This window comes from Clostridioides sp. ES-S-0001-03, from assembly GCF_020676075.1.
Taxonomy (GTDB): Bacteria; Bacillota; Clostridia; order Peptostreptococcales; family Peptostreptococcaceae; genus Clostridioides.
The window spans coordinates 111521-135272 of sequence record NZ_JACVWJ010000009.1; the positions used below are offsets into that span (position 1 = coordinate 111521).

A 23752-nucleotide genomic window follows, 5' to 3' on the forward strand; every position below is an offset into this window, starting at 1 on the left:
CTCTTTTTTTATTTAACTTATCAAAATAAATAGAGATTATAGCAAGTGTACTACCTAAATAATGAATGTAATACATCTGGTAACCATGCAATAATATTTGAAGCACCTGCTAATATCAAAAATACTAATTCTATCTTTCTTAAATAGAAAGAACAGTTATAGCAAAATGATATTCCATAAAGCTCTAGCAGTAAAGTAAATAGGGTGAAAAATGAAATTGAAGTTAACAAAATATATACTAGTTGTAATTGATTATGTGCAACTCCAAATGAAATACTAAAAGCATAATACAAAATGATACCTAGAATTGTTAGAAAATTTGTTTTTTGTTCTACTGTATCTATATCACGAAATATGTATGAACTAATGACTGGAACGATAATTAAAATCATTGTTAAGTCTGAACCTATCAATATAGGTGCCTTGAAATATGAGTCATATTGATAAATACCTGTACCATACATCTCAATAACCTGCCCATATAGGTTTATTGCTTCATATTTATTATCTATAGAAAATGAAAATATTCCACAAACTGTAATGATTAGCAATAATATAAATATAATGGTTGCTGAAATATTTAGCCAGGTCATTTGTTTTTTCTTTATCATTTAATTTCCTCCCTAAGGTAAAGTGTTTAAAGACTCTAAATGTTATCAGTTAGTATAACTAAAAAATCTTTTGTATAAATCCATAGTAATAAGTTACTATTTACACTATAGCAACTTATTACTATAATATAAATAATAGATTTCACATGAAAGGAGTATCTTATGCAAATTAAAAACATGATTAGAAATTTTAGTGGTGAAAGAAATAATGAAGTTCGTGGTATTTTTGCAAGCATATTTATTTTACAAAACCGATTACAAACTATTTTTGATAAAGCAGATGAACATCTTACTTTAAAACAATTTATGCTTCTTACAATGGTAAAGCATGCTGATGAAAAAACTACTTTTACTTATCTTGGGAAACTCTTAGGGTCTTCACGTCAAAATATAAAAAAACTAGCTGTTTCTCTTGAAAACAAAGGTTTTATAACTATTGAACATGAACCCAATAATAAAAGAAATACTTCTATTGTACTAACAAAAAAAGCAGATGAATATTCACAAAAAGTACAGGAACTCCATACTGAGAAATTAAACAATATATTTCAGGATTATTCAAATGAAGAAATCAGCCTGTTTTATCAAATGATTACAAAACTATATACAGGAGTTGAAAGAGAAGAAAAATACTATGAGTAAAATAATTATTTATAGCACAAAATTTAACTCAACTAATATGTATTATGACTTTGAATTTTATGCATTCCATTGAAAACATAAATATAGTCCAAAAGAATAGTTACACAGCACGATATGTATTAAAACAAGTAAAAAATAGACCGAAAAAGAGCTAGAAATACCCTATTTAAAGGCTTTCTAGCTCATTATTAATTATTCCCATTCTATTGGGTGAGTTTTGTCTCTAGTGTTTCCAAGTGTTTCATATTATTTGTATTATTTATATTCTCTATATTCTCAATTTTATTTTTAATTTTTTCAACAAAAATAGTATCATTTTAGTATCATAAATTAATTTTATTTATCATCTTCCCAAGATTTAATCCAATCGTCTAAATCTTTTATTTTATCTTCTGGCAAATCTTCTTCTTCATGTAATGCTGTTAATAAACTTTTTAAAGAATTATTATGTAAAAAGCTAAAGAATTTTTTTGTTTCAAATTTTAAATAATCTTTTTCTTTAACAGCTATCATATAATAAGTACATTTATTTGTTTTTTGTGCATATAAAAAATTTTTTTTAACTAGTTTTGATAAAACTGTTAGTGTTGTATTTTTATTCCAATCATATATTTGTTTCATAGCTTCTACAACTTCTCCAGAAGCTATCTTTTCTTCTTCTAATCCCCAAATAAATTTCATGACTTTCAACTCTGATTCAGGAAGTTTTTTAATTAACATAATATGCACCCCCTTTTTTATCAATTTTTGCATATTAAATCATATGTAATATTATAACAAATATTTTTTATAATAAATTAGAATATCTAAATTATATTTTTCCAATTTATTCCATATAATTTATAACTATATTCTATTGTCAGTGTTGTCAATATTGTCAATTTAATATATAATAAAGATGTAAAATCGTATCAAAAACAAAAAAAGAAACTACAATCTATTAGCCTAGAGTGAAGTTTCATTAACTAAATATTAATGTCGTTTTTTATTGAACTTGATTTTTGCATCAAGCTCTAAGTCACTCTCTTGTGAACTATACCCCTCTTAGGAGACAGTTGAAATATGTAAAACTGTCTAAAACTAGGAGGGTTTTGTTATGTCCAAAACTAAAGTATCATCAGAACAAAAAATTAAAGCGATTGAATCATATTTAAAAGGTGAAAAGTCAGTAATAAAAATAATGGAAGAATTAAATATTGGGAAGCGTACTTTCAGAGAGTGGATGCGAAGTTATGAAACTTTCGGAAATGATGGCTTAATTAAACAAAATCATAAATCATACTATTCTAAAGAGCTTAAGTTAAGTGCTATAGAAGATTATCTAAATGACGAAGGTTCTTATGACACAATAGCAAAAAAATATAAAATGAGGTCTGTTAATCCACTAAAAGCTTGGGTTAAGGAGTATAATCTTCATAAGGAGATAAAAGAAACCCCGAAGGGAGGACTCTTTATGGAGACTAGAAAAACAACATTAGATGAAAGGGCTGAAATTGTTAAAGATTGTATTGAGCATGATTTTAATTACAATTTAATAGCAAAAAAATACTTTGTTTCATACAGCCAAGTTAGAAGATGGACTCTTAAATATAAAGAAAATGGTATAGTTGGTTTAGAAGACCGAAGAGGTAAAGCAAAAAAAGAAGATGAGTTAACTCAATTAGATGAAATAAAGTTGGAATTGAAAATTGTAAAAGCAGAAAAACACAAATTACAACTGGAGAATGCATTCTTAAAAAAGTTAAAAAACATAGAAAAAGGGTGGTAATTACACTATCCAAGAATGAAAATAAATATAAAGCTATTCAATCCTTATTCAATGAAAAAAAAGCTTCGCTTATGCAATTATGTGAAATCGCTAAAGTAAATCGTTCTGGATACTATAAATGGCTCAATCGAGATAAAAGTAATTTAGAACTTGAAAACATTAAATTAGCAACTTTGATAACCAAGATATATGAAGAAAAGAATGGAGTTTTTGGCTCTTTAAGGATGACCTTGCAGTTAAACAGAGAGTATAAACTTAATGTCAATCACAAGAGAGTGTACAGGCTAATGAGAGCCGTAGGCTTAAGGTCTATTTGTAGAAAAAAGAAATTTAGTTATGTTAAATGTACACCAGAAGTAATTGCTGAAAATGTATTAAATAGAAAATTTAGTGCAGATAAAACTTCTCAAAAATGGTTAACAGATGTAACTGAATTTAAATTAACTAATGGGACAAAGGCTTATTTAAGTGCAATTCTGGATTTAGGTGATAGAAGCATAGTTTCATATGTTATTGGAAAATCAAATAACAATAACTTAGTATTCGAAACTTTTAATAAAGCAATAGAAGTATATCCAAATGCAAAACCTATCTTTCATAGTGATAGAGGCTATCAGTATACTAGCAGGGTGTTTAAATCAAAACTTTTAACACAAGGCATGATACAAAGTATGTCGAGAGTTGGTCATTGTATTGACAATGCTCCTATGGAAGGATTTTGGGGAATTTTAAAAGTGGAAATGTACTATTTAAGGAAATTTGATACATACGAACAATTAGTCAAAGCAATAGATGATTATATATATTACTATAATAATTTTAGATATCAAAAGAGATTAAATTCTATGTCTCCACTTGAATTTAGGAAATATTTAAGTACAGAGATAGCATAATTTATTTTAAGTGGCTCTAAAAAAATTTAAATATCTAGGGTTTTATTTGACGCGCTCTTTTTTAGATAGTAAACTTTAAAATATAGATATTAATTATATGAATATAATAAAAAAAGTACTAATGATTGACACTAGTACTTTATAACTACTTTTACATGTTTTAACTGTATAAAACAGTGGGTATAGTTCATTGCTCAGAGTGGCTTTTTACTTTTTTGAAAACAATATATGTAATAAAGCTAGCTGTTAAACTAGCTAACACTCCAAGTAAAAATTCGCTCATTTCTCCACCTCCTTCCTTTTAAGGGATGGAATGTAGAAAATGAAGCTCCACTCTTAGATTGTAGTTCCACAAGACAATTCTTGCATTTTAATTATAACATAATTTTACAATTATCAAATATCTATTCTATATCTTTTTTTATTTCTATAATATCGTTTGGAGTACATTCAAAAGCTAAACATATTTTTTCAATCACTGCTAATGCAACATATTCATTCTTACTTAATTTTGAAAGAGTTCCATTACTTATATTTGCTCTTTCTTTAAATTCCATTTTTTTAATATTTTTATCAAACATCATTCTCCATAAAGGTTTATATGAAACCATCTTATCACCTCTCTTGAATAAATGATAACATCAATTTTCTATAATATCAAAATAAATTTCTATTTTATTAGAATTTTATATTGACATACACTTTAAGACATATTATATTTATAATAAATTAGAAATTATTTCTATTAAATCAGAAATAATCTTAACAATAAAATTAAAGGAGTAATATAAATGTGTTTTAAAACTTATATACTTAAAAAACTTGTAAATAACAAGCAACTAGAAATAACTCGAAGTTTTGACTTAGATAATCTAATTTTTACTGCAACAGAAATATTAGAAGATAATAAGATTGATTTGATAATTATTGATGAAAGAAACAAGATTGTTTGGAGAAATGAAAAAAGCACTCCCCAACATGAGAATGCTTAGTTACAGATATAGAAGTGTATTGGTAGTACACTTCTATTTTTTTATTATATCATATAATTTTGTGTATGAAAAAGAGCTATTTAAATCAATTTTAAGGTGTGTTGAGTAATGTTCTTGATAGTTTTATTAATATATTTCAAAAAAATAAGCACTCCTATAAAAAGAGTGCTTTGGTGTATGTTAATGTATATATCTAATACAATTATAACATGTCTTATGTTTTAGTATGATAATTTTCATTCGTTTTATTGTTACCACTTATACTATAGTTTTATGTATCATGTTAATATTTGTAATATTTTAGATACTCTTTATACTTATATTGCTGATATACTTTGATTAAGAAAATTAACTCTATTTTGCTAAATTATGAAGGAGGTATCCTACTATGAATTTTGGGAATATCAATCTTATACTTATTGGAGTGGGAATTATAGTATTAACTACAATAATATCTTTAATTAAACCTAAAACTAGTTTTTGCAGTGAAAAATATTTTAATAAATTAGAATCAATGTATGGAAATATAGATAGGAAAAGAACTGTTAAACTGGAATTGCTTTATCGCTATGTAATAGGCTTTGAATATATAGCTATAGGTTTATTAGATATTACAATAATAGCAATTATATTAATAGTTATTATAACAGCAATCTTATATTATTTAATTAGGAAAAGGTATATTGTTATATAAACTTTAAATTTATTAAAAAAGAAGGTAACAACTAACCCTAGTTGCTACCTTTCAATCTATCTATTAATAAAATCTAACGCTTTGTAAAGTGTATCAAATCTATCATTGCCTTTTATCATAGTATAGTGTTCTTTCGTTATAGAACTTATCTTATTACATGCTCCTCCACCTACAATATACAGATTTTGTGTCTGGCCAGGTACATAATCTTTTATATCGCATACTTTACATTCATTTTCTTTGTAGTTCCAACTAATTATCTGTGCTAGTACTTTGTCAACTTCTCCATCATAGACTATTGTATGTTTGTACATTTGTTTAACTCCCTCATTATCTATTTTTTTATTTAATATACCCTCAGCTATTAGCTTTGCAACTGTATTTTTATTTTTAATATAGCAATCTGTATCTGCTTTACTGTCTACAAAACATACTTCGATTAGAATTGCTGGTGCTTTTGTATGACCAAGCCAGTAAAGACCCCTTACATCCGATTTAGCACCTCTATTTTTAAATACCATTGATAGTTTATCATTGACTCTATTTGCATACATTTTGCCATTATTAGTTTTATATATAGTTTCTGTACCCATAGGATTTAGGGTTGTATTATTTGCATTAAAATGAATTTGTACTGCCAAATCTACATCTTGTCTGTTGGCTATTTGACATTGTTCAGATAGATAATTATTCGATTTATCTATCTTGCCAGTATATACAGTTGCTCCACCTTGTTTTAACCATTTAACAATTAAATCAGTTAGTATTCTGTTTTCTTTTCCTTCATCTATATATCCAACTGCTCCTGTTCCTTTACCTGTTAGCGTATGCCCTGGTATTATTGCTATTTTCATTGTTTATTTTCCTCCTTTAACTGTTTGTAAGTTTGATTTATACCTATAGATATACCCCAACAAATTACACCTTGTAAGACTGCATCAGCATTTAATCCCAGCATCCATACTGAAAAACCTATCCCAAGTATCAATAACACTACTGGAATATATTTATTATCTAGTTGTTTATATTTCTTACATCCTGCTCCTATAACATAAAGAGCAGCTACTAAAATTAGCAACTGCTCTGGTATGAAACTTATTAAATTATCCATCTCTTATCCTCCTAATTAATTAAAATATTCCTCTTTGAATTGCAAATATAAAGAACCCTACAAGTGTTGTAATCATTGTTCCAATTAGCCACTTTAGCATACTTGTAAGTGAGTTTAAGTTTTCGCATAGTGCCTTTAACTCTGCTTTAGATTCTATATTTGCTACTTTTAATTCATCTATTTCATCATTATGTTTATTTATTGTTGCTTCATGTCGTTTCAAATTGTCTTTGAAAAGTTCTTCATTCATGTAAGCCTCCTATTTAATTGAAATAAAAAAAAGAACCTATACTGTTGGTTCTGCTCCTTCTACTACTCCACTATGCTCTATAATATAATCTTCTACTGCTTTTCTGTACTCTGTATTAGTTACATCATCTAATTGAAATTCTCTATTTTTCAACGGATTTAATCCCTTGTTTAGAATCCTCTCTGCTAATATCCTTACTACAACATTGTTTATATTCATTATAATAATCCTCCTACTTTTTCATTTTCTGCAATTAAAATTTGATTTTCTAACTCTTGTATTCTCTTTTCTTCTTCTGTAATAAATATTGGTATTTCTTCTAAAATTGGTTGCTTAGTCTCTATATTTATACCTATTATTTTATATTTTTCATAGTCAATATAGTTATAAGGCAAATCTATATATTCTATTTTTTTAATATTTTTTCGCTCTGGAACATTTCCTTTCGATTGCCCTTCATAGAATATTATCTCTCCATCTTCATCAAAAAATATTCTTCTTCCTACTTCTATATAATCATTCATAAAAATCACTCCTTAACCTACTGCATAAAATGTTATAGAACCTGGATAGCTACTCCCACGTATGGGTAAAATACACTTACCATTTTGGACTTGAATAGTACTGTCTTTTTTATCTAGTGCATAAGCTGCTGTTTCTTCTCTAGTAGCAGATATGAAAGGTGCATAAATACAGAAATAAGTATTCATGTAACTTTTAGAACTAGAATTATACATAAAAATAAATTTTGGAGAAAAATTCAACTCGAATTGATAGTAATAAACAGGCATTGTGCGGTCATCTGCATATTTTTTGCAACTACCTTCTCTAAGAAAAGTACATTCACCAGTTGCATAAAATAATGGTGTAGGTATATATATATTTGAAACTTTATTAATTAAAGATGATAAAGTTTCTGTATTGACACTATTTACACCTTTGTTAGTCAAATTAGCTGCAAAAGCATTTTTTAATGTTTCTATTTTTGTTTTAGTTGAACTTAGTTTATCTGTTCCAGCAAAAGGGCTACCCAATGCACTAGATATATTGTTTTTGCCAGTTTGGAAATCAGTTTGTATACTTTGTAGTGCTGTCATAAGTTCTCCTAAACTAGCATTTTCATTTAATTTTGCTGTCATATTGTCACCTCACTTTATATCATATCTATTAAATTATTTGCTATATTAATTCCTTTTGCCCTTTGTCCGTTTACTTCTGCATTTAACAAATTTTGATTTGTTGCTAATTCTTTTAGTGCTCCTTCAACATTGTTACTCGTAAATAGATTATCTATATCTTTTATAGTTGCTCTTTCTGCTGTTATCTGTATACTATCTAAACTAGCTTTTACCTCATTTACTGCATTTACAAGATTACTTTTGTTAGTTGTTGTTAAAGATGCTTTATTTCCTAAGTTAGTTACTACTTCATTTATAGCTTTTACAGTATTATTTTTGTTTACTGTACTAAGAGTAGTTATATCACCTATCTTAGTGTTTAACTCTGTCTTAGCAGTTTCTATGTTGCTTGTTAACTCTGTTTTAGTTGTATCTATTTTAGTGTCTAACTTATTGATATTTGTTAATATTTTTTCTTCATCTTTTTTAGTTAAAAATATCGCAGTTGGGTCAACAACTAAGGTCACTTTCTCTACATTAGATACCTCTATGATAAATTTTAAATACAAATCTTTCATAGCTCCATTACCAACCTTTGGTTTATACGTTTCGGGGCTTTTACAAACTGCAATCATATCTCCTTCATTATCTATGAGAGCCATTTCTCTAACTGCAAATCCACCTATTGAACCAGGTACACATGCTGTTGCAATAATCCAATTAGGATTATTTTCATCCTTGTCAAAAGCATTTATATTACCTTCCCAAACTTTATTTTTTAATGCTGTTTGGTCTTCTGTTGGATTGTAATAGCTTCCTCCTCCATCACCTGCTTGAATCTTCTCTAGTACTACTGATTTACCTAGCATTCCTGCGTTAGCAATCTTAGCTTTACCTATATTTGTAAGTATAGTGTAAAATTGTTCATCAGCCATTTATACCACCTCCTTTTGGATATACTGTTAATATTTCTGAACTCATGTTATGAGCTAATGCAAACTTAGCTTTAACATTAGCTTTTACTTCTTTACTTGAATAAGGATATACTGTTATTTCTTCACTCATAATTGTTGTTTGTGCAAAATAAGTTTTACTTTTTAATAAAGATACTAACTTATAACTTACGGATAAATGAGAAGGTTTTATAACATTTACTCTCTTATATAAATCTTCTAAATCTCTAGGGAAACCTTGAGTACTGGTTAATTCAACACCAAAAGTATATGGAGATATGTTTTCATTTATTTTTATATTTGCACCTGTATAAGATTGAAGTATCATTGACATTCTTTTAGGCGTCATAATATATTTGCTTTGGAGCTTAGCAATAACTTTTCTTCTTCTAGTTTCTATATGTTCATCTAAGTTAGTAGATAAACCTACTCTATTTTCCCAAAAACTTAAACCCCATGTTGCACTTTGGGGAAATAACTGTAATTCTATTTCTTTATTTAATAACTCTAAATTATCAAATTCGCTTCCTATAGCTTCATATAAGCTTTGCATTATAATAGATTGTTCATATATCGGTGACAATGTAAGAAGCATTTCTCTACCTTTTTTAGAAGCTATCATCCAACCACCTCGTTAACTATTTCCCCTACTCCGACCACTTGGTCCTGCAATTTTATATTTTCTTTTACATCATTTATAGTAAGATTAGAAAAGTCCTGTATACCTTCGTCTGTCAACATCATAGAACCTACTATTGCTTGTATAGCATTGTATGAGACTGTTCCACCTAAATCAATCTTATCTAAATATTTGTCTATCTTAGTTTTTAAATTGTTTAATACTGTTTCTTCACTAAAACTGTTACTAAATATAAAACTAGCTTTTACATTAATAAGTAGTGTTTCGGGTGTTACAACTGTTACTAAAGCCCCAATAGGAGCTTTCCCGTCTCTATTTTCTTCTTCTGATATATTTAATGGATATATATATTCTTGGACCTTATCTATTAATTCTTGTGTTGCTGCTTTTCTATTTTTATCTAGTATTAATACTTTTACTGTCCCTGCTCCATTCCATTCGGAAACTACATAAGCATATCCCACTCCATCAACTTCTTTAGCCCAACGAATATAATCTGAACTAGCTCCACTAAGTTTGTCTTCTTGCTCTGCTACAAGAACTCTTTCTCTAAAATGTTCTTCGTCTTCTATATCTGTTCCACCTTTGAAATCCTCTTTATTATTAACAGATTTAATCCCATTAATAGAACCTAATAAAACAGTTACAGTATTTTGAGATACATTCCCTATAGTTCCTACAATCCTGCATTCTGCTTTAATATCTACTGTTTCATTTTCTCCTATAGTTTTAGTTTCAAGAAGCTCAAACTCTATGCTCTGCTTTTCATCAGTTGCAACAGTAGTTAATATAGTTCCTTTTGTAATGATAGTTCCTTGTATACCTGTAAATGTAATTGTTCCTATTGCTTTTGTAGGTTGATTTTTAAATACTCCTTTACATTCTCCCAACCATTCTAAATAAGTTCCATAGCTGGTTTGAGGAAATGCAATCTTTAAATTATTTTGTAATCCTAGTTGTTTTAACTGTGCAACTTCTTCTGCTGTAGGTCTTGTTGCATCATAAATAAAGTCTCCTTCCAAGATAGAAACATCTTGAAAGTTACTTAACATTCTTTCGTGTATTGCTTCCTCATCTTCTGTTAAAAACACTGGTATAGGTAGTTCTCTTTCCATATAATCACCTACCTTTTTATATTGCCATCAATTACTATATTTTCATCATCTATTGTCAATACATTAAATTCATATTCTACTAACCTGCTATTCTCCAACCAATTAAAACTAAACTCTCCTACTTCTTTTGTGTAAGGATGAACTAAAATAGTTTCTTTTATTAACCTAGATATTTCAAGTTCTTTAGCACTTTGAGACAAATTACTAGCAATTAAATCTTTTATTTCACTTCCATATACACTAGAATAAGCTGACCTTTTATACCTAGGTGTTAATATAGATTTTTGACACCATTGTTTATATGCCTCTACCTTGTTACATCTTTTTAATGTTCCATCTGCATTTTTGACAAATTCACCTTTTATAAAGTCAAATAAAAAAGAACCCTTTAGGTCCAGTTCATTTTCATTGTTATTTTTTAATTCTACAGTTTCAAAAGTTTCATTTTGTGGAAATAGGTTTGGCATTTACAACCCTCCCAATTACTACAAATTCAGCCCCCATAATAGCTACTAATACATTATCTCCTATAGCCAAGGGTTTTAATTCTTGTGGAGTTTCTATTTTATGTTTATGTCTATATTCTCCACCTAAAGCTTCATCTGAAAAAGTAAAATAATCCTCTTTCAATGTTAAATTCTCTAATATTAGGTAGTCTTGCATTTCATCTTTATAACCATTTACTTTCAGTCCGTTTGCTGTTATTTCTCCAAGTTCGCAACCCATTCCAAAAGTGCCATTTGCCACACTTTTATTCATATTTTCTTTTAATATTCTAGCAACCCCATTAAATCTAGCATCAGTCATTAGTATAAAATTTCCTCCTTATATATTCTAAAGTCCCTATATTGAGCTTCATTTTTGGTGTAGAGTCTAATGTATGAGTGACATCTATAACATAGTATTCTCTTCCTTTTAGAGATACCTTGTCACCTGCCCTTATTCTATTTATGTCTACTACACAATCTACACTTATTGTTTCCTCTCCACTATTGAACATTGCTTCTGCTGCTTTCTTAGCTTCTTTAGCATTTTTTATCTTTTCATCTTGTTTAATCTTTTGTAGTGTTCCATATTTGTCTGAATCTTTTTTATATGTTCCAATTACAGATGCTTTTGTATTTTCATCCTTACTTTTGCCTAACACTTTTACACTTGTTACTGCATCATTAAAACTACTTGTAAAGTTTGCATCTTCTAATATACTATCTAATTTATATATATTTGCATTGGTACCAAGCTTGAATAATTTTAGTTTATTATCCATTCTTACTCTAAATAAATCTCCACCCTTACTAGCGGTTTCCTTTAAATCCTTTTTAATCATATCTAGTATATTAGTCTTATGTATTACTTTAGTAAGCTTCTTCCCTGTGTTAGCTAGATTGTAGTAAGGTATATTCCATTGTTTACAGTAGTACTCAATTCTCTGTGTTGCTGTATTTTCTTTAAAACTATATTGTTCTTCTGATTCTTCCATGTAAATAGTCCTTTCTCTGCAAGACAATGTCAGTTTTTTACTCTTTTCACTTCTTCTAGTTTCCCATATGACTCCATCAAATATAGTTTCTTCTTTTTTACTCTCATATGCAATATCAATTAGAACTATTTTATCACCTTTTTTAATTCCTATATCTTGAAGTTGCTTAGGTTCTACTAATGATACATCCATCTTATATGCAACTCCATCTATAGCTTCACTTAATGTTATTCCCTCATTAAAATTTGCAATATCATATTTTCCATTTAGTATTATTTTCATTTGCTAGGTATCACCAACTTTTGTCCTTTTTTAATAATATTTGGATTTTTACCAATAACTTTTTTATTTTCGGGTATATTATAAATCTCTTTCCACCTTGAACCCTTACCTAAAAGATTTTTAGCTATCTTATATAATGTATCACTTGCTTTAACAGTATATATTTTAGATTTAGTTTGAGTATTAGGTCTATTATCTTTTAAGTCTGTTTTAGCATTACTCTTAGTCTCTTTTTTTAATGTCTCTATCTTCAGTTCTCTGTAAGTTCTAAATGTTATCTCAATGTCCCTATCTTCTTCTCTTCCCGCTGTTTGAGTATTGCTAAAACTAGATATTGTAACTAACCCATTGTAACCAAAACCAGTTACTATTAAGCGTAGTGGTTCGGCTTGGTCTACCCATTTTTCAAGCATTGCAACTACTTCGATTGGATTTTTTAACTTGCTATATCTGCAATAAGAAGCATCATATAAGTTAGGTAAGAATGTCTTGAATGATATTTCTCTTATCTTCTCCCCTTCTTTTTTAATGTCAAATTCACCTAAATTCACTATATCTACAGTTTCAAATCTTTTTTCTTTTTTTATAGATAAAGAATCTTGTGGATTTACTGGAAAATGAAAATCTATTTTTTCTTTTTCATTTTTTAGGTATATGTCTATTACCAAGTTATCACCTCTTTTTTACAATAAAAAAGCACTTACTCTTAATAAGTAAATGCTTTTCTCTTATTCATATTCTTTTTCTAAAGCTTCATCAATAAGTTGTTGCACGAAAATGTTGTCTATTTCTTCGTCTTTACTGTTTGTTTCCCATTCCCAACCACTTATGCACCTAATTATATAGTCATCATACACTCCCAAATCGTATACACTAGATAGATTATTTATACTTACTTCTCCTAGGCCTTCTACAAAATCAGCAAACTTCTTCAATTTATATATTTTCTCATTGAGCATGACTAAGTAATCTTGATGCAATTCCTCGTTATATGTCTTGCATGTCAACCATTCTATATCAATGTTAAAAAGAGTTGGTTCAACTAAAGTTTCTTTTATACACTTTTTTATATAGCTAGTTTTTATATTATCATCTAATATATATAATACCTCTTGTTTTTTCATATATGCACTCCTTAAAAATGTCTATATTATTAGTTATTAAATGCTGGATGTAACCATACATTTTCTGCCATGTTCATAAATTCATCAGTTGTTGTAGCAATCCAATTTATGCCCTGTAGCGTACTTCTACTATACTCAAATGACAAAACTTTTTGTTGGTCTTTATTACCCGAGCTATCAATTAAATTCGCTACAAACCAAAACTGATATTGCGTGATACTACTTGAATATTTTTCATCTGTAGCTTTTATTATATTTTTTGCAGATAGAAAACCACTTTTTAACATATCCTTAGGACTAAAGTTATCCAATAGTTGCATTTTTATAACTGCAATTTTATTGTTTTCGTCTAATTGTGTGTATTGAACATCCAATACGCTACCTTTTTCCATAGACTTTATTTCGTTTTTTATATTAGTCCCTACATCATTTTTATTATTATTATCTTCTGCATTATTTTCTTGGCTATTTTTATCTTCTTCTTCTTTTTTCTTGACTTCCTCTTGTGTTTTCTCTTCGTTTTTTTCATTTATTTTATTTTTAGAATCATTATTGTCTGTATATGAAGCTTGTTTAACTGGTGTAGAATCTTTGTTATCTAGACCTCTATTTGTAAGATAAACAGTTCTAGCACAACTCATTGTCAATAAAGCTAAAAAACACCCCAAAGCAATTTTCCCTTTATTTTTATCTCCAATAGCTTTTACTAAGAATCCAATCGAAAAAATAACTAGAGTAATTGGTAAAAAACATATTGCCATACAAGCTATAATAACCCTCATTAGAAGATTTAGGCTTTTAAATTTCTGCCACATAAAATTTCCCCCTCATAATTTTACATATTTTAACAATATTATATCATCTATGAAGGGGATTTTTTTAACAATAATTCGACATTATCCAATGTCTTGTAACGCTTCTCTTAGTCCATCTTCTACTTGAGATAATATTTCTTGTATCATTTCTTCTTTGTTATCACTATTTTGATTTTGAACATTGATAGATATCCCACCTAAATTTATAGTGTTATTAGAAGAATTAACGCTATTTGGCGTAACTTCTCTATATTCTTTATTATCTGTATCTAAAACATTTGTGAAAGGAAATTGTCTAATATTATTTACAACATTAGAATAGCTTACTCCAACTTTTTGAGAAGGAGTTGAGCCTAATCCTAATATTTTGCCTGTTTGTTCATATAGACCCAAAGCCCTACTTCTTCTAGAGTTAGAAAGAGGAATAACCATTTCAGCTCCATCTTCTCCACAAATAGAAGTTCTTGTTGCAACTCCACCTTCTGCAAAATGACCAAATATATTACTTAGTATCCCGCCTCCTTCATTTACTGTTCTTTTGACAGTTGTTTGAGTAGTCTTAACATTAAAAGATGCAGAGATTGGTGCTGAAACGGTTGCTCTTACACTATTCCAGTAACTAATGATTTGGCTCGACATAGCACTAACTTGACTTACTACAGAACTGCACATAGCAGAAATGGCACTTATAGCTGAACTACTTAAGCTCGTAAAAGACGTCCTAGCCCCGTTATACATGCTACTACATGCAACCCTTACATTTGACGCTAACATATTAAAAGAAGTTGTAGCACCATTATAAAGACTTGAACCTGCTTCTCTACCTATTTGTGCTAGTTGCGTAAAGCTTTGTTTAGCTCCGTTGTACATATTAGTCGCTCCTTGCTGAACTGTTGCAGTAGCTTGGTTGAATGCTGCATCTATACCAGTTGTAAGATTGTTATTGTTAATTTGAGGTGTAGCATTATTTAAAGCATCTGTAACACCTTGCTGAGTTGCTGCTCCTAATTCATTTCCTTTTTGCTGAACTGTTGGTACCCCTGCTTGAACTCCACTAACAACACCATTTGTTATATCTGTTCCAAGTTGTTGTCCTGCCTGTTGCACAGCTGGATTTCCTTGCGTTAGAGCATCTACAACCTGCTGATTTGCTTGTTGAGCAGTTTGAGAAGCTGAACCTTGTATTTGACTTGAAGCTTGAGCAAATATACTTCTTACAGTTTCTAAAGCTTTTGGTCCTTCTATTCCTAGATTATTTAAGTTTTCTAAAACTTTAGAAGCTTGTGTTTCTATTGGAGTGCTAAAGTCTACATTAGCAAATATTTGCCCCATTTCCCCATCCATTTTGCCTAATGTCTGTTGCATTTGTGGTCCTATTTGGTTTATAGTTCCAAGCATGTTACTTATCGCTCCATTTATTCCATCTTGATTAAATCCAATTTTGAATGAATTAAATGTGTCGCTTAAACCTTGTTTTAGATTTGTAGTATCTAGTGCAGTAGAGGCTTGTGAGAAAATAGTTCTTAACGTATCTATAGCTTGTGTCCCTTCCAATCCTAAACTATTTAAATTTTGCAATACTTTAGTTTTCTGTGCATCTATAGAAGAATTAAAGTCTACTCCTTTGAAAATCTCACTTGCTTTTCCTCCTAGACCCTTTAAAGTTTCTAAGGCTTGTGGTCCTGTCGCTTTTAAAGAATTCAACATCCCTGTTACTCCATCTTTCAACCCACCTACATTTGTTCCTTCCTTAAAAGCATTAAAAGCATTGCTCATACCTTGTTTAATACGATTAGAAGAACCAGCTCCATATTTATTTATAAAATTCATTGTTTCTTGTATGCTATTTCTGTAATCTTCTGCATTTAATTTTCCTGCCTTAAAAGCATCATCCAAGTTTTTAGTAATTTTAGCAACCTTTTCATTAGGTTTCATATTAGCACTTACACCCGACAAAATTATAGCCATGTTATCGTTCAAACCTCTCATCATAGTAAGAGAACCTTCACCCATACCATTTAAGCTACTACTTAATGCTTTTGCAATTTCTCCTGACTTTCTCTCAGTTATATTTTTAGATTGTTCAAAAGCTGCTGAAAAAGCTTTTGTCACTCCTTGTAATTGTTTTTGGCTAGCAGTCTTCAACATAACTGTTGCGTTTGAAGTTTCTCCTGCTATATCACTCAATGCTTCCTTTGTATTTGTCTTAACCTCTGCCATGGTCTTACCAAATACATTTTTTATTCCAGACATCTTTTCATCCCAACTTTTATCTGATAAAGCTATTCCAATAGCTTCAACAACACCGCCTAGGATAGTTATTAAATTACCAAAAACTAGTTTTATTGTTCCTCCAACTCGTTCCATAAGCCCTGTTACGAAATCGCCAAAGATACCAAATCTCTCTTGTAAAGACATTATAGCCACTTTATTGTTAGAAATAGCAACAGACATTCCTGCAAAAGCTATAACAATAGCTCCTATTGCTACAGGTAGTAATATAGCACTTATGCTTGTGGCTCCTATAGTTGCTTTAAGCAATCTTAGTGACCTTATTGCACTACCAAAAACAAAAGCTGTTTTAAGCACTAATATTGCTCCAACTACAGACATTATTCCAGGTAACAAAACTTGGAATCCTGCCTTTATTTTGTCGAAATTATTAACAAACTTAGCAGTTGTACTTACCATAGCTTCTCCAATTTGTGGTATTTTTGCTGTCAAGTCCTCTACGAATTTACGAGTCATAGGACCTAATTCTCTTCCTACACTTTCTTTCACTCCATCTATAGAACTTTTTAATAGAGTAAATTGTCCCGACAGAGTATCTAACTTCATATCAGCTATTTTTTTTGCCATCCCTTCACTTTCAGCTATGGCTTTTTTTAGCTTATTGTAGTCACTTTCACTAGCATTTACTATTGCAGCCCAACCACTTGAAGCATTTACTCCTACTATATCACTTAAAGCTCCCATTACTTTAGTATTTTCAAGACCTCCTAATTTACTCCTAAGTTCATCTATTGTTGCTGCTAAATCTAAGCTTCCATCTTTTGTAGTTTTCATTTCTATTCCATATTTTTTCATTGCTTTAGCAGCTCGTTTAGGCTCATTTATAAGTCTTAAAAGTCCCATTCTTAAAGAAGTCCCTGCACTTGAACCTTTAATGGCGCTACTTGCCATTAATCCAGTCGCCAAACTTAAGTCTTGCATAGATACACCCAATGCACCACCAACACTTCCAATGTATTTAAATGTTTCACCCATTAACTCAACATTTGTATTAGAATTTGTTATAGTCGCTGTCATAACATCAACAAATTGCCCTGTATCTTTAGCAGTCATTCCTAGTGCTGTTAACGAAGTTGTTATCATTAGGCTTTTTATCCTAATTTCTATGTCATTACAACATAGTCCAGCATATATTTTTACGTAGTTTCTTATAAAACTCTTTCAATCACAACGTAGAACGGACTCGTGGGTAGATTATTCCACTACCTATGCGTTGCCCCTGACTATCTATAAAATAATAAATATAAACTATGTCACCATAATTTAGACTTTGTTAGTCGCCTTCGGTTCGGGTAATCTGCTTGTAAAAGCTTTACGACATCCCCGCTTAATTCCATTCTCATATTCCTAAGCCTTCTGTGATTTTTGACTTAGGACGGCAATTTAATTTACCATCAGTCACTATATCGGATGTCAGTGCTAAATCTGTTCCTCCTGCTGATGCAAGATTTAATATGCTTGGCATACCTTCAATAATTTGATTAGTTTTCCATCCTGCCATACCTGCATAATACATCGCATCCCCCACTTCTTTTGATGTATAAACAGTTGTTTTCCCAAGATTTCTAGCTTTATTTGTTAAACTATCTATTTCTTTTCCAGAAGCTCCTGTTACAGCTTCAACATTTTTCATTGATTGCTCGAAATTTGCAAAGGTCTTTATCGAAGAACCAACTCCTATACCTCCCAACAAAGCTCCTGCGGCAGCTGTCAATTGAGCAAATTTGCTAATAGCTCCACTTACAAAGGAGTTTATTTTTCCTGTAATTCCTCCAAGTGCTGAACTAGCTTCATCTCGAATTTTGACTGCTGCTTCATATCTCTTACTCACAAATTCTTGTAATTTATTTTTAGTTCGAGAAATAGTATTTATAGCTTCATCAGCTTGAGACTTTATTTTTATAATAGTATCAGCTTTTAGATTCTGAATCTTAGCTTTCACTTTATCTATTATAGAGCTAGACTCATCTTGTCCTCGTATGATTATCGGAGGTGTAGGTTTAGCAACTTCTTTTATCTTATTATTAACTTTGTTAACAGTACTGCTAGCGTTATCTGTAGCTTTTATTCTAGCTGTTACTGTCTTTCTAGCTTTATTAACATTGTTACTAGCTCTATTGGCTACTGGACTAGCGTTATCTGTAGCTTTTATCCTTGCTGTAACAGTTTTTTTTGCTTTATTCATGTTATTATTAACTCTATTTACAACACTTGAAGCTTTATCTGTAGCTTTTATAGCAGGATTAACTTTTATTCTATTAAGTGTTTGCATCCTTTTTTCAGTTTGCTTCATGTATTTTTCCATTGCACTTAGTTTGCTTTTTGTTTCTCCATCACCTTTTGCACTTATGACAACGTCAATATGGTACATTTCCTTTTTAGCTATTTCCCTCACCTACCTTTCTAAAAATATTTATTTTTTCATAGCTTTATTTTCTTGTTCTATTTCATTTTGAGTAAATACTTTCATTAAGCGTTGAGACATTAAATTTTTCTTGACATAAATATCTGGGGGAACATGATGCTTAACAAAGATGTTATTTAAAACAGTCAATCGCCCCCCCATTTTTATTAGTTTTTTATATCATCGTCACTTATTTCATCATAAAAACCGGATAATTCTAATATTTGGTCACTTATTTTACTCAATTCTCCTGCTAAGAATTTTCTCTTTATAAATTCTCTAGCATTTGTTACTTTCATGGCATCAAGTAATTTTTGATTAGAAAAGTTAGGTTTCACAGTCCCTTTTTCTATCAATGCTAGATTAAACTCATCATCATTTAATTTTTCTTCTCTTCGCCCTTGGACCTTTACAATTTTAGTGCAATCTTTTCTTATTTTACTAATCTCTTTTTCTGTTAATGCTTTTAATGTGATTGGTATTCCTAATCTATCTAAAAACACAGTTCTCTCAGGCACTGGTGAATCCTCCAATAGCTTTGCTATTATTTCATCCTCTTTCATCTTCAATCTATCTTCATTTGTTTCTTCTATTTCTTCATCTAAATCATTATCTTCTACTTCATTTTCTAGCTCTCTTTTATATATCTCTGACATATTATTCCTCCAATATTTTTAATTTTAAAAAGCTACAAACAAAATTAATTGTTCATAGCTTTGAGTGCTGCACTGTTTTGTTTTAAAGCTCATTTAATAAATCATATCCTCTATAACTTCCTTCTAGCTCTATCTTTACATCTTCACCAGCTTTTGAATTTATAAGTGGTATTTTCTTTAATCTACAATTTTTTAATCTAATACTTTCATATCCCAGTGTTTGTGGGTTTGTTAATTTATATATTATTTCAAAAGATTTAAAACCTAACTTTGCGAATTTTGAGCTTACTTTATATCCACTTAAAGAGAATGAACCCTTAGTAGTCCCAACTCTTGATATTTCATTTTGACAACCTAACAGTTTGATACTTTGCTCATCTTGCTCAAAATCAGCTTTTATTTCTTCCATGTATAGCTCTTCTACACCATCAATAAGTATAACTACATCGGAACCATTCAGAAAACTGGCTTCTTCTATATAATCATCATTGTACATAATCTATAACCTCCTTTATCCTAGGTATCCAGTACCATAAATTTTCTTCATTACATCAATCTTGACAGCATCCCATTTCCAATAAAACTCATCTGCTTTGGCAGTTGCTTGAAGTTCTGTATCTATATCAACATTAAATTCAGATATAATACCTTGACTCATTAATTCTTCAAAATATTTCTTCAATGCACATATAACAGTTGTCTGCCCTGTCGCATCATTAAATATTTTCCCTACAAACTCTTTTCTTTTTAGAGAAGTATCTTTATTTATAGTGTTAATAAACATGATATTAGAGATATATCCCATTGCTTCATTCTTATCATCTACATACTTTTTAAATGTATTTACATCATCAACAACTATTACGTCTCCATCATCAAAATCCAAAACTAAAGTACCACTCTTTAAACACTCTTTAACTTCTGATTGGCTTAGTCTTGGTTCTACTTCTTCAAATATAGTCTTAGCATTACATATACTACCTATTATACCTTTGCTTACAGAAAGAGCAGCAATGTAGACAGCTACTTCGCTAGGTATATATTTTATATTTTCATAATAAGCAGAACTCCCAACATTAACTATATTTTCATCATTAAAACTTTTTGATTTATCATTAATTTGTTTTATATTATCCTCTGTTTTTCCACCTAGAAAAAGTAGTATGTCTTTTCCTAATTCTTTATTTTTAGCCACCCAAGCCTTTGTAGTTTCCTGCAAAGCTTCCTCAGCTACACCATCAAGTGCAAAGCCATCAAAACTATATGTCTCAAATTCTTCTAATGCTTTTAGATAAGACTCATTAGTAATGGATGTGCAACCATCATTACCACCTTCAAGTGCTACATTTACTAAGTTTGCTAATGTTGTATCACTATCAGCTACTTTAGTTGCGATTACATACTCGTTATCTAAATTTGAGTTTATTTCTAGTACTATTTCATCTATAGTCCCTTTGATACTTGAACTAAATAACTGCTTAGTTCCTTCAAAGAATATAAAGTCCTTTTTATCTGCATCCACTAGATTAGATTTTATTGTTACATTAAAGTTTCTAGCTGTTGGATACTTAGTTTCCAGCTTAATTACATCTTTTGCAGTATTTTCTGTAGTATCTTTAAGTATTAATGTACCATTTTTTTGATTTCCATCTACAAGTCTATACAACAATAGTTCCTTTACATTCCCTAATAAAGCTAGTTTTCCTAGTTTGAAAGCTGAATAACTCACATCATCACCAAATAAAGTTTTAAGTTGTCTCAAATCATTTTTTATTGTTATTACCTTACCTACATCTCCCCAATTAGCTTTAACTGGCATTGCTAATCTACCCTTTAAACCTGTGTTTGTAGATTTTTCTGCTTGAGTCTTAAATCTGTTATAAAAACCAGGTATCTCTTTTTTTTCTTTCTCATTCCATGTTCCAGTTGCCATATGCTACTTCGCCTCTCTTTCTAAGAAATCTTTTATTAATTTCTCAAACTCTACTTTTGTAAGTTCTTCTTTCTTACAATTAAATAAAGCACCTGCAACTACTTCTTTCTTGTAGCCAAGTGCTTCACTATTTTTTAAGAAATCTTCTTTTGAATATTTTTCTTCCTGCTTACTTACATTAATCTTTTTATTATTTGTTTCAGCCAACCCATGCACCTCCTATCTTAAATTTCCGTTGCTATAAATCTCCTTCATAATAGGTCCTTCTCTTTTTATCTTGCCTATCATTTTGAACACAACTGTTAATTGACCACTAGAAAACATATCTGATTCTCTATCCTCAACTACGCTAACAAGAGTTAAATACATGTTTTTATCTTCTCTAAGTCTTACTCTCTTATCTATCATTAACTTAGTCTCTAATTCTTCAAGAAGCTTAACTATTTCATCTTTATTTTTGCTAACAACATGACATTTCATAGTTTTGGTAATCTCAATCAGATGATAATTTATTCTTTTGTTTTCAACATTTGTAGTTCGCCACAAACAGCTTGGAGCTATAAAGTTTTTCTTCCAATTATCTTTGTAACTCTCTATTTCCAATAAATCTTTTGTGTACTTAGATAGAGCTTCTACCCATCTATCATTAGTTATATCCTCTTTATCATGTAAAGCTATTACACTAAACCTTATACCTCTTGCTATAGCATCCCATTCCTCAACAACAATATCATTTTCACTTGTACCTTTATAAATGCAAGTAAAAGCTTCATTTTCAGATTCATCAACTATAGTATTCATATCTAAGATTTCAATAACTTGTTTAGTTAATTTATCTAACTTCTTAAATGTAGTTCTACCTTCATAAATCCATACTTCTATACTTCTTTCAAAACCTATTGTTTCTCCAATATCATTGTCTTGCCCTTGCACAACTACCATATAAGGCTTTTTAGTTTCCTTGTTTGGTACATTAGGTTCATAACAACCTTTCAATTCTTTTATATTATCTATTAAAGCTTTTCTTATTCCTGCCCTCATTTAATCACTCCAATATCTAAAAATCATATTACCTATTTTACCTATATTTTTATCAATAGTTGGTTTTATAATAGGCATTGCTTTTGTACCAGGATGTTGAACTGATTTTACAGGATGCGAAGCACCTCTCCAGTATAAAGCTTGAGCTGATTTTGGAGTAATAACATGTGGTTTTGAACCTTCTTCAAGTATTCCTCCATATTCTGCACCATGCGATAATCTAATAATGAAATTATTTCCTCCTCCAAGAGTTTTAGCATTTAAACTTTGTCTTGCGTGTGATGTTCTATCTGTCCAACTTGCATTTGCTTTAGCTTCACCTTCTAGCATTGCACTTGCACTCATGCAAAGTACAAACATACCTGCTTTTTTTCTATTTATATCATTTATTGCATTTGTGAAAGCACTCATTTTAATCAATCCTTTCGAGTGAACATTGATACCCACAAAGTTCTCCTTTTACAATTTGAGGATATATATTAACTATTTTCATTCTCCCATATATGCACTCAAACTCCAAAGAATCTCTACTGTTAACCTCTAAGATAACATCATTACTTACTAACATTCCATATGTTCTAATAGAACTAAATGTACCTTGCTTTTCACTTGATGTTTGCTTCTCTGCTGTCTTTTCGTTAAATATTCTAACAACACATTTTATCTCTGTTTCAGTTTCTTCAAAAGCTCCATCTATTTCGTTTTTTTTAATACTAGTTATAGTAATATTGGTGGGGTTCATATTAATAGTTCTTATTATGTCTTTTCTTCTTCTATCAATATTTATCATATTTCAAATTCTGTGCTAATTCCTAACATAAAACTTCCCTTTTCTTTTTTGTTAGTACACATATCCTTGAATTTATCTGCATTTTGATAAGCTACAGATACTAAGTCTTTTATACTAGAGCTTTTATATGTTTCTTGACCCACTTTAT

The 23752-nt window shown here is 29.9% G+C and carries 32 protein-coding genes; 5 read left to right on the forward strand and 27 right to left on the reverse strand.

The annotated features are described in order from the left end of the window. Positions 1 to 50 precede the first annotated feature (50 nt). Complete coding sequence (locus tag IC174_RS16695; RefSeq protein WP_227483470.1) at positions 51 to 611, reverse strand: hypothetical protein; 561 nt, start codon at positions 609 to 611, stop codon at positions 51 to 53. A gap of 162 nt (positions 612 to 773) precedes the next feature. On the opposite strand from IC174_RS16695, the gene IC174_RS16700 reads away from it, so the two are divergent. After that, the gene (locus tag IC174_RS16700) at positions 774 to 1253 is read left to right on the forward strand and encodes a MarR family winged helix-turn-helix transcriptional regulator (protein WP_227434622.1); all 480 of its coding nucleotides are present in this window, start codon (positions 774 to 776) and stop codon (positions 1251 to 1253) included. 336 nt (positions 1254 to 1589) lie between these two features. On the opposite strand, the gene IC174_RS16705 is transcribed toward IC174_RS16700, so the two are convergent. Beyond that, positions 1590 to 1973: a BlaI/MecI/CopY family transcriptional regulator gene (locus tag IC174_RS16705; protein ID WP_227483471.1), complete on the reverse strand. Its 384-nt coding sequence runs from the start codon at positions 1971 to 1973 to the stop codon at positions 1590 to 1592. A 376-nt stretch (positions 1974 to 2349) separates the two neighbouring features. Here IC174_RS16705 and IC174_RS16710 point away from each other — a divergent pair, with 376 nt between their 5' ends. Both IC174_RS16710 and IC174_RS16715 read left to right on the forward strand, forming a co-directional pair. Continuing rightward, positions 2350 to 3021, forward strand: a complete 672-nt coding sequence (locus tag IC174_RS16710) for a helix-turn-helix domain-containing protein (protein WP_227483472.1) — start codon at positions 2350 to 2352, stop codon at positions 3019 to 3021. Beyond that, a complete protein-coding gene (locus IC174_RS16715) occupies positions 3015 to 3914 on the forward strand; it encodes an IS3 family transposase (protein WP_413927202.1) in 900 nt (299 codons plus the stop codon). Before IC174_RS16710 ends, IC174_RS16715 begins: the two co-directional genes overlap by 7 nt. A gap of 404 nt (positions 3915 to 4318) precedes the next feature. Here IC174_RS16715 and IC174_RS16720 read toward each other — a convergent pair whose 3' ends face one another. Further along, positions 4319 to 4525 carry a helix-turn-helix domain-containing protein gene (locus IC174_RS16720; protein WP_227483473.1) on the reverse strand — a complete coding sequence of 69 codons (207 nt, stop codon included), beginning with the start codon at positions 4523 to 4525 and terminating at the stop codon, positions 4319 to 4321. Between the two features lie 180 nt (positions 4526 to 4705). Between IC174_RS16720 and IC174_RS16725 the strand changes: the two genes are divergently transcribed. Beyond that, the gene (locus tag IC174_RS16725) at positions 4706 to 4906 is read left to right on the forward strand and encodes a hypothetical protein (RefSeq protein WP_227483474.1); all 201 of its coding nucleotides are present in this window, start codon (positions 4706 to 4708) and stop codon (positions 4904 to 4906) included. Between the two features lie 388 nt (positions 4907 to 5294). Further along, a complete protein-coding gene (locus IC174_RS16730; protein ID WP_227483475.1) occupies positions 5295 to 5600 on the forward strand; it encodes a hypothetical protein in 306 nt (101 codons plus the stop codon). Positions 5601 to 5656: 56 nt separating this feature from the next. Here the strand turns inward: IC174_RS16730 and IC174_RS16735 are convergent, their stop codons facing one another. From IC174_RS16735 to IC174_RS16850, 24 genes are all read right to left on the reverse strand, one after another. Beyond that, a complete protein-coding gene (locus IC174_RS16735) occupies positions 5657 to 6454 on the reverse strand; it encodes an N-acetylmuramoyl-L-alanine amidase (protein WP_227483476.1) in 798 nt (265 codons plus the stop codon). After that, entirely contained in the window at positions 6451 to 6711 is a 261-nt protein-coding gene (locus tag IC174_RS16740; RefSeq protein ID WP_227483477.1) for a phage holin family protein, read from the reverse strand. The genes IC174_RS16735 and IC174_RS16740 overlap by 4 nt, the downstream gene beginning before the upstream one ends. A gap of 19 nt (positions 6712 to 6730) precedes the next feature. Further along, positions 6731 to 6961, reverse strand: coding sequence for a hemolysin XhlA family protein (locus IC174_RS16745; RefSeq protein ID WP_227435859.1), 231 nt, complete (start codon positions 6959 to 6961; stop codon positions 6731 to 6733). 36 nt (positions 6962 to 6997) lie between these two features. Further along, positions 6998 to 7180 (reverse strand): hypothetical protein, encoded by a 183-nt coding sequence (locus tag IC174_RS16750; protein WP_227483478.1) that lies wholly within the window; start codon positions 7178 to 7180, stop codon positions 6998 to 7000. Further along, on the reverse strand, positions 7180 to 7485 hold the full coding sequence (locus tag IC174_RS16755; protein WP_227483479.1) for a hypothetical protein: 306 nt from the start codon (positions 7483 to 7485) through the stop codon (positions 7180 to 7182). The genes IC174_RS16750 and IC174_RS16755 overlap by 1 nt, the downstream gene beginning before the upstream one ends. A 12-nt stretch (positions 7486 to 7497) precedes the next feature. After that, positions 7498 to 8100 (reverse strand): hypothetical protein, encoded by a 603-nt coding sequence (locus IC174_RS16760; RefSeq protein WP_227483480.1) that lies wholly within the window; start codon positions 8098 to 8100, stop codon positions 7498 to 7500. Between the two features lie 14 nt (positions 8101 to 8114). Further along, positions 8115 to 9014, reverse strand: coding sequence for a phage tail protein (locus IC174_RS16765; protein WP_227483481.1), 900 nt, complete (start codon positions 9012 to 9014; stop codon positions 8115 to 8117). Continuing rightward, a complete protein-coding gene (locus IC174_RS16770) occupies positions 9007 to 9654 on the reverse strand; it encodes a YmfQ family protein (RefSeq protein WP_227483482.1) in 648 nt (215 codons plus the stop codon). The genes IC174_RS16765 and IC174_RS16770 overlap by 8 nt, the downstream gene beginning before the upstream one ends. Next, the gene (locus IC174_RS16775; protein ID WP_227483483.1) at positions 9651 to 10787 is read right to left on the reverse strand and encodes a baseplate J/gp47 family protein; all 1137 of its coding nucleotides are present in this window, start codon (positions 10785 to 10787) and stop codon (positions 9651 to 9653) included. Before IC174_RS16775 ends, IC174_RS16770 begins: the two co-directional genes overlap by 4 nt. Positions 10788 to 10795: 8 nt before the next feature. Next, positions 10796 to 11254 (reverse strand): DUF2634 domain-containing protein, encoded by a 459-nt coding sequence (locus tag IC174_RS16780; RefSeq protein WP_227483484.1) that lies wholly within the window; start codon positions 11252 to 11254, stop codon positions 10796 to 10798. Then, positions 11229 to 11594: a hypothetical protein gene (locus tag IC174_RS16785; RefSeq protein ID WP_227483485.1), complete on the reverse strand. Its 366-nt coding sequence runs from the start codon at positions 11592 to 11594 to the stop codon at positions 11229 to 11231. Before IC174_RS16785 ends, IC174_RS16780 begins: the two co-directional genes overlap by 26 nt. After that, positions 11587 to 12549, reverse strand: coding sequence for an XkdQ (locus IC174_RS16790; protein ID WP_227483486.1), 963 nt, complete (start codon positions 12547 to 12549; stop codon positions 11587 to 11589). The genes IC174_RS16785 and IC174_RS16790 overlap by 8 nt, the downstream gene beginning before the upstream one ends. Further along, a complete protein-coding gene (locus IC174_RS16795) occupies positions 12546 to 13217 on the reverse strand; it encodes a LysM peptidoglycan-binding domain-containing protein (RefSeq protein WP_227483487.1) in 672 nt (223 codons plus the stop codon). The genes IC174_RS16790 and IC174_RS16795 overlap by 4 nt, the downstream gene beginning before the upstream one ends. A 60-nt stretch (positions 13218 to 13277) precedes the next feature. Continuing rightward, complete coding sequence (locus IC174_RS16800; protein WP_227483488.1) at positions 13278 to 13673, reverse strand: hypothetical protein; 396 nt, start codon at positions 13671 to 13673, stop codon at positions 13278 to 13280. A gap of 29 nt (positions 13674 to 13702) precedes the next feature. Further along, positions 13703 to 14488, reverse strand: a complete 786-nt coding sequence (locus tag IC174_RS16805; RefSeq protein ID WP_227483489.1) for a hypothetical protein — start codon at positions 14486 to 14488, stop codon at positions 13703 to 13705. Positions 14489 to 14569: 81 nt separating this feature from the next. Next, positions 14570 to 17863 (reverse strand): phage tail tape measure protein, encoded by a 3294-nt coding sequence (locus IC174_RS16810; RefSeq protein WP_227483490.1) that lies wholly within the window; start codon positions 17861 to 17863, stop codon positions 14570 to 14572. 256 nt (positions 17864 to 18119) lie between these two features. Beyond that, on the reverse strand, positions 18120 to 19175 hold the full coding sequence (locus IC174_RS16815; protein WP_227483491.1) for a phage tail tape measure protein: 1056 nt from the start codon (positions 19173 to 19175) through the stop codon (positions 18120 to 18122). Positions 19176 to 19351: 176 nt separating this feature from the next. Beyond that, complete coding sequence (locus tag IC174_RS16820; RefSeq protein WP_227483492.1) at positions 19352 to 19840, reverse strand: phage tail assembly chaperone; 489 nt, start codon at positions 19838 to 19840, stop codon at positions 19352 to 19354. An 82-nt stretch (positions 19841 to 19922) separates the two neighbouring features. After that, positions 19923 to 20336 (reverse strand): phage tail tube protein, encoded by a 414-nt coding sequence (locus IC174_RS16825; RefSeq protein WP_021425957.1) that lies wholly within the window; start codon positions 20334 to 20336, stop codon positions 19923 to 19925. 15 nt (positions 20337 to 20351) lie between these two features. After that, positions 20352 to 21773: a phage tail sheath subtilisin-like domain-containing protein gene (locus tag IC174_RS16830; RefSeq protein ID WP_227483493.1), complete on the reverse strand. Its 1422-nt coding sequence runs from the start codon at positions 21771 to 21773 to the stop codon at positions 20352 to 20354. Positions 21774 to 21776: 3 nt separating this feature from the next. Beyond that, a complete protein-coding gene (locus IC174_RS16835; protein ID WP_227483494.1) occupies positions 21777 to 21980 on the reverse strand; it encodes a hypothetical protein in 204 nt (67 codons plus the stop codon). 12 nt (positions 21981 to 21992) lie between these two features. Continuing rightward, on the reverse strand, positions 21993 to 22814 hold the full coding sequence (locus IC174_RS16840) for a hypothetical protein (protein ID WP_227483495.1): 822 nt from the start codon (positions 22812 to 22814) through the stop codon (positions 21993 to 21995). After that, entirely contained in the window at positions 22815 to 23225 is a 411-nt protein-coding gene (locus IC174_RS16845; protein ID WP_021360338.1) for a hypothetical protein, read from the reverse strand. A 1-nt stretch (position 23226) separates the two neighbouring features. Continuing rightward, positions 23227 to 23604, reverse strand: a complete 378-nt coding sequence (locus IC174_RS16850) for a hypothetical protein (RefSeq protein WP_227483496.1) — start codon at positions 23602 to 23604, stop codon at positions 23227 to 23229. Positions 23605 to 23752 lie beyond the last annotated feature (148 nt).

What these genes read in the sequence shown, in the direction of transcription:
- IC174_RS16710 (WP_227483472.1), top strand. Translation starts at nt 2,350, where the DNA reads ATGTCCAAAACTAAAGTATCATCAGAACAAAAAATTAAAGCGATTGAA.
- IC174_RS16755 (WP_227483479.1), bottom strand. Translation starts at nt 7,485, where the DNA reads ATGAATGATTATATAGAAGTAGGAAGAAGAATATTTTTTGATGAAGAT.
- IC174_RS16820 (WP_227483492.1), bottom strand. Translation starts at nt 19,840, where the DNA reads ATGTCAGAGATATATAAAAGAGAGCTAGAAAATGAAGTAGAAGATAAT.
- IC174_RS16775 (WP_227483483.1), bottom strand. Translation starts at nt 10,787, where the DNA reads ATGGAAAGAGAACTACCTATACCAGTGTTTTTAACAGAAGATGAGGAA.
- IC174_RS16840 (WP_227483495.1), bottom strand. Translation starts at nt 22,814, where the DNA reads ATGAGGGCAGGAATAAGAAAAGCTTTAATAGATAATATAAAAGAATTG.
- IC174_RS16720 (WP_227483473.1), bottom strand. Translation starts at nt 4,525, where the DNA reads ATGGTTTCATATAAACCTTTATGGAGAATGATGTTTGATAAAAATATT.
- IC174_RS16825 (WP_021425957.1), bottom strand. Translation starts at nt 20,336, where the DNA reads ATGTACAATGATGATTATATAGAAGAAGCCAGTTTTCTGAATGGTTCC.
- IC174_RS16810 (WP_227483490.1), bottom strand. Translation starts at nt 17,863, where the DNA reads ATGATAACAACTTCGTTAACAGCACTAGGAATGACTGCTAAAGATACA.
- IC174_RS16790 (WP_227483486.1), bottom strand. Translation starts at nt 12,549, where the DNA reads ATGAAAATAATACTAAATGGAAAATATGATATTGCAAATTTTAATGAG.
- IC174_RS16770 (WP_227483482.1), bottom strand. Translation starts at nt 9,654, where the DNA reads ATGATAGCTTCTAAAAAAGGTAGAGAAATGCTTCTTACATTGTCACCG.
- IC174_RS16740 (WP_227483477.1), bottom strand. Translation starts at nt 6,711, where the DNA reads ATGGATAATTTAATAAGTTTCATACCAGAGCAGTTGCTAATTTTAGTA.
- IC174_RS16760 (WP_227483480.1), bottom strand. Translation starts at nt 8,100, where the DNA reads ATGACAGCAAAATTAAATGAAAATGCTAGTTTAGGAGAACTTATGACA.
- IC174_RS16765 (WP_227483481.1), bottom strand. Translation starts at nt 9,014, where the DNA reads ATGGCTGATGAACAATTTTACACTATACTTACAAATATAGGTAAAGCT.
- IC174_RS16730 (WP_227483475.1), top strand. Translation starts at nt 5,295, where the DNA reads ATGAATTTTGGGAATATCAATCTTATACTTATTGGAGTGGGAATTATA.
- IC174_RS16750 (WP_227483478.1), bottom strand. Translation starts at nt 7,180, where the DNA reads ATGAATATAAACAATGTTGTAGTAAGGATATTAGCAGAGAGGATTCTA.
- IC174_RS16735 (WP_227483476.1), bottom strand. Translation starts at nt 6,454, where the DNA reads ATGAAAATAGCAATAATACCAGGGCATACGCTAACAGGTAAAGGAACA.
- IC174_RS16805 (WP_227483489.1), bottom strand. Translation starts at nt 14,488, where the DNA reads ATGTGGCAGAAATTTAAAAGCCTAAATCTTCTAATGAGGGTTATTATA.
- IC174_RS16785 (WP_227483485.1), bottom strand. Translation starts at nt 11,594, where the DNA reads ATGACTGATGCTAGATTTAATGGGGTTGCTAGAATATTAAAAGAAAAT.
- IC174_RS16780 (WP_227483484.1), bottom strand. Translation starts at nt 11,254, where the DNA reads ATGCCAAACCTATTTCCACAAAATGAAACTTTTGAAACTGTAGAATTA.
- IC174_RS16745 (WP_227435859.1), bottom strand. Translation starts at nt 6,961, where the DNA reads ATGAATGAAGAACTTTTCAAAGACAATTTGAAACGACATGAAGCAACA.
- IC174_RS16700 (WP_227434622.1), top strand. Translation starts at nt 774, where the DNA reads ATGCAAATTAAAAACATGATTAGAAATTTTAGTGGTGAAAGAAATAAT.
- IC174_RS16830 (WP_227483493.1), bottom strand. Translation starts at nt 21,773, where the DNA reads ATGGCAACTGGAACATGGAATGAGAAAGAAAAAAAAGAGATACCTGGT.
- IC174_RS16695 (WP_227483470.1), bottom strand. Translation starts at nt 611, where the DNA reads ATGATAAAGAAAAAACAAATGACCTGGCTAAATATTTCAGCAACCATT.
- IC174_RS16800 (WP_227483488.1), bottom strand. Translation starts at nt 13,673, where the DNA reads ATGAAAAAACAAGAGGTATTATATATATTAGATGATAATATAAAAACT.
- IC174_RS16845 (WP_021360338.1), bottom strand. Translation starts at nt 23,225, where the DNA reads ATGAGTGCTTTCACAAATGCAATAAATGATATAAATAGAAAAAAAGCA.
- IC174_RS16705 (WP_227483471.1), bottom strand. Translation starts at nt 1,973, where the DNA reads ATGTTAATTAAAAAACTTCCTGAATCAGAGTTGAAAGTCATGAAATTT.
- IC174_RS16850 (WP_227483496.1), bottom strand. Translation starts at nt 23,604, where the DNA reads ATGATAAATATTGATAGAAGAAGAAAAGACATAATAAGAACTATTAAT.
- IC174_RS16725 (WP_227483474.1), top strand. Translation starts at nt 4,706, where the DNA reads ATGTGTTTTAAAACTTATATACTTAAAAAACTTGTAAATAACAAGCAA.